The organism is Paenibacillus xylanivorans, assembly GCF_001280595.1.
Taxonomy (GTDB): Bacteria; Bacillota; Bacilli; order Paenibacillales; family Paenibacillaceae; genus Paenibacillus; species Paenibacillus xylanivorans.
In genome coordinates this window covers 97,974-104,810 of sequence record NZ_LITU01000051.1, presented here as the reverse complement: position 1 = coordinate 104,810, position 6,837 = coordinate 97,974, and the positions used below count along the sequence as shown (strand labels likewise).

The 6,837-nt window shown below is 45.5% G+C and carries 3 protein-coding genes; all 3 read right to left on the bottom strand.

What is annotated here, in order from left to right; translation table 11 throughout:
* Positions 1-510: 510 nt before the first annotated feature.
* Positions 511-3,177: a discoidin domain-containing protein gene (locus tag AMS66_RS09865; RefSeq protein WP_053780628.1), complete on the bottom strand. Its 2,667-nt coding sequence runs from the start codon at positions 3,175-3,177 to the stop codon at positions 511-513.
* Between the two features lie 195 nt (positions 3,178-3,372).
* Positions 3,373-5,022: an extracellular solute-binding protein gene (locus AMS66_RS09860; protein ID WP_144424460.1), complete on the bottom strand. Its 1,650-nt coding sequence runs from the start codon at positions 5,020-5,022 to the stop codon at positions 3,373-3,375.
* 19 nt (positions 5,023-5,041) lie between these two features.
* A partial coding sequence (locus AMS66_RS09855; RefSeq protein WP_236703314.1) for a helix-turn-helix domain-containing protein occupies positions 5,042-6,837 on the bottom strand: 1,796 nt, incomplete at its 5' end.

Sequence of the window (6,837 nt, the reverse complement as noted above, 5' to 3'; positions counted from 1 at the left end):
TACAAAAATCAGTTGAAGCATATGTGAAAAGATTAAATTTTTAGAGCCGTTAATCTGTGCAATGATGATTAACGGCTTTTGGTTGTCGCAAAAAGGTAAGGAGGGGGCAATGGAACAATGTTCTTGTCTTTTAAGGAACAATGTTCTTGTCCTCAGACATATGAGTACACAAAAATCACGACACTGAAAATTCAGTAGTTATACATATGTACAAAATACGAGTTTTGTGAAACAGTAATGGATTTTATTTTAAAGAAGCTACATAACGATCCATACATAACTCGTTCAATCACAACTCTCATTCCACACATGGATAAATGTGGCTTTTTCTTTTTATAGACCCCGAGATATTTTTAATTTCATATGGATAAATATGTGATCCTCATGTTTCTAATTGTCGTATTACACACCCAACTCAATTCTCAAATATAATTATGCACTCATTCCAGCTTTAAAATGAGTACATATTATATTTGATACCGAATTCTTTTAATTTTATGCTACATCATTTTAATTCCCATGCACCCACAACTCTATAATACTGTTCCAGGTATTGGATTCGTTTCCTTGCCCAACATAACGAATGAATTTGGCCTGAACCGGTTCAAATTCAAATGTTTCATAGGCAGCCTGTTTTTGACTTGCCACGTTACTCATTACTTTTTGGTAATTAATACCATCCGATGAAATTTCCAAATCGAAATAATTGGATCGCGTATGTCCATTATAGAATTGAATGCTCACCTGCCCCACTTCGGTCTGTTGCTCAAGCTCCAATTGCAAGTATTGTCCCTTGCCATCTGCAGACCATCTGGAGTCTGGATCACGGTCGATCGTATGGATCGGCAGATTGCCGTCATCTGCACTTGCTGTAACCTTGGTTACGTTAGCGAACGGTCCTTCTGGTTCGGCCATAGGCTCTTTGACTTCAAATTTCTCTCGTGCCTCGACCGTTACTCCATTAAAGACGCAGCTCACGATGACGTCGACAATTCCCGCTTTTACCGCATGGAAGGTAGTTCCTTCCGTATATCCGATCGTCTCATCACTCGACGTATACGTGACAGGAACATCCAATTCTGCAATATTCACGATCTCACCATTATCTAATGTTAGAAATGAGGATAATTCCCCGCTCGCGCCTGCGCTGATCGCATTGCCTGCAACTCTCCATCCTGGAAGCGCTTTATTAGGACTTATGGAGATATTCTCTGGAAGTACCGGTGTATCAGCTACCTTAAAATTCACTCGCACGTTCTGGGTATGACCCCGATACGATACAGTGATCTCTCCAGTTCCATTGGTCCCTTGTGGTTGTTTAATTTTAACCTTGGCATCCTTGGCAAACGGTTTCGCAGAGATGATCGGCGTTTCCGTTGTGCCATAAGGTAAAGTGTGAATGTAATCCGTTCTTAAGAACTGCATACCCGCTATAGCTTCGCCATTCACCAACAGAGATTGAAGCCCCAGATGAATATCTTTGATTCGCTTCTTGCTCTGATCCTGATATAAACTTTGCGGGGATAAACGATCGCCCTCCCCAATGCCTTCCGCCATATCAAATGGCTGCGTATTCGCATCCGGAATGGAACCAACAATGTTAACGTTCACGCCGGTGTCCTTTCCTTTTGTTCCAATGACATAACCATTCCCGAATTGTTCCGATTCTACAATAACGCCGGATTTACTGCGATGTGCCGCCTGTCCGGTCGTATTCCAGAACACACTTTCCGTGGTAACGACCCCATGACGATTCGTTTCGGATGATCCATAATCCCGCGTAATGGCGGATATTCCGTCCCCGTTGACTACCAGGTTGTCAATCAGGTTCGCCATGCTCAAGTACATATGGAAGTCGGTCAATAATGAAGGATTCTCGGAATATGCACCTTGCAGCACATTCCCGTTCGCAGAGAAGTTGGCATATGTGAAGCTATGTCTAGCTCCTATCGCCTTACTGTTCTTGATGAGATTATCATTGCCTATAAACTGATATAAATAACCGTTTCCGTTCGCTCCACGATACTGCGGGTACTGCATGGTCACATGATCCACAGTGACGTTCTTCGTACGGTCCAGAATAATTCCCTTGGACAACAGATGATAATCCGCATTGCCAGCTGGCTTATAAGTATTGATATTTCGAATCCAGCTGTTCGCCACTGCGATCACATTGACCGCTTTAGCATTATCGGCTTCATATCCAGCAGTCCCAACGACTTTGAAGTCATCCTCGCCAAGTCCAGGTTTCGAATTCTGAATGTTTGCGATTGAGAAATCCTCCAAACCTACCTCGACAATTGGATCAGCCGTCTGACTAATCGTAATGTCATCGCGCAGCTTCATTGGATAACGCGTCGGAATGTCTAACGTGATCGTTTTATTTTCCGGATCTACCCCCACGATTTGGCGATAGAATAACGGTTCTACTTTACCGAGACGTGAAGACCATTTGTTTTGCATACCCAGCTCACGTAAGAACCCCGGCGTCGTTTCGAATGAAATGACCACGTAATCATTCACTGCAAACCCGCTCGTATCCTCAACGGATAGCAGGACGGTTGGATCGGTAACGGACTTGCGAAGTTTGGTAGAGATCCCGGTTTTCTTCCAATCTCCGTTCCCGATCCGGATAATATCCTTGTTTTTCATATTTTGCTGTGCATTATAGATATGAGTCTTATTCATCCCGTCACCTTTCAGGACTACACGACTTGCAGGAATGTTTAGCGAATAATCCTTGCCGGCCTGAGGGTTAACCTGATATGTACCCTTGGGAAGATACACGACACCCCCACCCAACACAACAGCAGCATCAATTGCCTTTTGAATCGCCTGCGTTGCATCACGGTCCCCTGAAGGATCAGCAAAATAAGGTGCTTTCGTAACGTCGATACGTTTGTTCTTAGCCGTTTTAGGTAGTTCTGTTTCCCCGCGTCGATAGCCTGCATAAGAAAAGTCATGCAGAAATCTTCCTTGTTCATCTTTAAATCCTGGATACCAATCCTTAGGATAGAGTCTGCTTCTGCCATCCGTTCCTAAAGACAGGTTCTCACCCGCACGTTCAATAGATGGCTGTGAGTCACCCTCTGATGCTTGAACCTCATGGGTTCCAGGTACATACAATCCAACAGCCAACGTAAATGCCAACCCTAACAAAGGCCACTTTTTCCGCATGCTTTCGTTCTCCTCCTTTTGGATTTCAGAGTATGTGAGCGGTTTCAAGAAACCCTGTAGTCACCTCCGATCCTGCTTGAGCAAGAGTCATGTGCATGCTATCTCAGCATGTCATAACCGATTGTAGAGCACGAGGGAACGAAATTACATCAACAAAAACGACACTCCAATGCCCATTTTATACAATATAAGGATTTATTCAGAGGACACTGCACGATTATATCGTTCTAAAGCCTGCTGTTGAATCTCAATCGCACGATTAATCTGTAACGACTTGATTTGCTCGACGTACGTATCAAAAGCATCCACCGGCTCAATGCCAAAAATGATTTTAAGCGACATCTCATCCACCACCTTGTTCACTTCCTGCATGATGACGGACATTTCGGTGCTTTCTTTCTCGGTCTTGGGCAGTGTTGGTACTTGGTGGAGCACAGCATCCGTGTTGGACCATAGCTGCACCGCCTCTTTCTGTTCCGGTAAAATATAATATTGTTCCATATATCGCGTATCCTGCACAAATGGACCAAAATAACTTGCTCTGGTGTACATCGCAAGGGCTTGGGCCGGCGACCACTTGTCAGGGTTTTTCAGAATAGTTTCCGTATACGTCGGATACCCATCTTTCATCTCAAAACTAACACCTTCTATTCCAAAGTTGAACAGCAAATGTCCTTCAGGCCCATACCCGTAATCCAGCATACGTGCTGCTTCTTCCACATGACGACTGTTGCTGGATATGGCGACTCCACTGGAACCGATAGCGGGAGCAAGTTGACCGAATTTCGGGCGATCTCCTTTGTTCATGACAGGATACGGCGCTGGCACAAGTTGTGCATGGGGATCCGTCTCCTGCAAGATGGGTAGCCATGTACCGATCCCCGCACCTGCATTCCAGATACTCGCGCCGCTGCGTCCTGTTGTCATGTTTGTATCCTGAGTCTGCGAATCGACGGCAGCCAGATTCTTGTCGATGAGTCCTTCCGCATACCATTCACGAAACAAGGCTAGAAAGGCCTTATATTCAGGTTCCTGTGCCCCAAACTTAATTTGGCCATCTTCCACGTAAAATCCCTTCTTAATGCCAAAAGCGCCAATAAAACCACCGCCTTCAATACCAAACAAAGGATTTGGAACACCAAGGAAAGTGAGCGGGGCGTCAGCCCCCTTTTTGTCCTTGAATGCCCTAAGCATGGTATGCCATTCGTCGATCGTGGTCGGCACTTCAAGTCCGAGCTCATCCAGCCAGTCCTTTCGGATAATCGGCCCTTGATAGGTTCGCAGCTTGTCTTGTCCCTGAATAAAGGGAAACGCGTAATAACTTCCGCTGGCTGTACGAATCTGCATATCAATGTCCGGATGCTCGTTCAGGTACTGCTTCAGATGAGGTGCGGATTGATCGATAACATCGTTTAGTCGCAGAATATATCCGTCTTTGATCGCTTTCTCCGGTCCGCCGGGATAATTACTCCACTCGTATTCGATCATATCCGGCAGCTCTCCGGACGTAAGTAACACATTAATCGCTTCTTTGGCCTGATTGGCGGGAGGCCGAATGAATTGAAGGTTGACCCGGGTTCTCTTCTGCCATTCCTGAAAAAAAGGAACCTCATTGAAGCTGGACTTAATGCTTGCTGCATTGCCATTCAATTCTGCCCAGTAGGTTAATCTCCCATCGTCATTGGGAGCGGCGATGGAGACGGTCTGAGACTCTGACGAGCCGGAACGTTCATCCATAGCGGTATCCGAATCTGTCCCGTTCTGATCGCAAGCAGTCAGCATGCCAAGCAGCAGGATTAATCCTGTTACTTTTGTTATGAATGCCAACATCCTCTTTACGTTCATGTTCCGGTCTCCTTTCAAATCAACTGATTTCTTTATATTTACCGGGCGTAATGCCTTCGTATTTCTTGAATACCCGGATGAAAGTTGCTGCGTCGTTATACCCGACCAATCGGGATATTTCGTTGATAGATTCCTGTTTATGCTCAATCATTTCTTTAGCCTGTCGGATACGGCACTTATGAATGCAGTCCAGCAGACCTTCACCGGTCTGATTCTTGAAGAGTTTGGACAAATAACTGCCCTTCAGTTCAAAATGCTCACCAATGGCGTTGACGTTCAAATTCACGTCCGTATAGTTGCTCTCAATATACTGTGTAACCTGGGTACTGAGATGACGCAGGGAATCCTCACGTTCTTGTGATACATTCGTTGCGCGCTTGTCAGCGGCATAGGCACATACCTCCTCAAGCAAGGTCTGCAAAGCCTCCTGCATCTCTTGAATGGTATCCCCGGCAATAATGTCATCAATCCGATGAGGGTATTGGGTTAGCGTGTTGTTATCCCTGTCCCCCAGATCATTGATGGCCTTGATCATTGTACCTACCAGGTTAAAAATCAGGCAACGTGCGAGTGTGAGCGACATAATCGGTTTATCAAAATTCCGCTCTGTAATCTCGTTCATATAAGCGCTGGCTTGGTCGGTATCTCCGGCTTTGATGAAATTAAGAAGCTGTTGCTCCACCTGAAGAGGATAGTAGTAGCCAAACGGATCATCCGCCACTGCGTCGCTGCGCACATCCCCATAGGTAATGATGCCTTTCTTGCCAAGCACCATTTTGTATTCCATCGCGTCCACTGCTTCCTGGTATGCTTCGGCAATACCAATCCACGACGTATGGCGTCCGCTGATGGAGATTGTCAGTTCCATATCATAGCGTTCCAGGAAGCGCTGTGCTTCTGCCGCAATGTGATGAAGATCCTGGTTCCAATCCGAAGAATCCGCTTTCATATTTACAAGGCAGACCATCATATCATCGACTTCCGCTACATATCCTGCGTGCTGACGCTCTGAAGCCAGTTCTTCAACAACATTGGAAATAATGAGATGGATCAATTTGTTTCGTTCATTGATATCAATGCCTGGCAGCTTTCCATATAGATTCTCTTCATTTTCGATGACAAATAGGATAACAGCAAACTCACTTGAATACAGCGGCATATGAAAAGAACGGAATGCATCTTCATAGGGCACCAGCGTATCCTGTTTGCCTTTCAGAAGCCGGTTAATCATATTGGAGCGCAGCACCTGCTGATGTTTCTGCAACTGCTGGGCGATTTCATTCTTTTCTGATCGTGTGTTCATAATGACCTTCTGAATAAACCTCAGTTCGTTCCGATCAGCGGGTTCGTTCTGCGTATTTTTGTCTTGTAGTGATTCCACGAGCTGTTGGATTGGAGAGTAATTCCGGCGCATGAAGAACCAGGTCAGTACGCCCGCACTAATGAGACTCACCACGATACTGATATACGTAAAATTGCGAACATACACTGCCTTTTCCCAATACAGGCTGCTAGGGATAATTAATGCGTACTTCAGATCGGATACAGCGGAGTCCATGTAAAACATCTCCGATTTTCCTACCTTGGCGTTATCCAACTGAACCTGATTGCCATTCATGAATGGCTTCAATTCCTCCGATCCGGGGCGATTGCTCATCAGAATCTCGTTATTCTGGTTCAGGATCAGCAGCGTTGCATCACTAAAACCCGAAATGCTCTCAATCGCTTCCTGGAATCTTCGCGTATCCGCCATGACCACAACCGTACCAGTCTCCTGACCATTCAAATCATCAGGCAGACGTGTTATGTACGCAA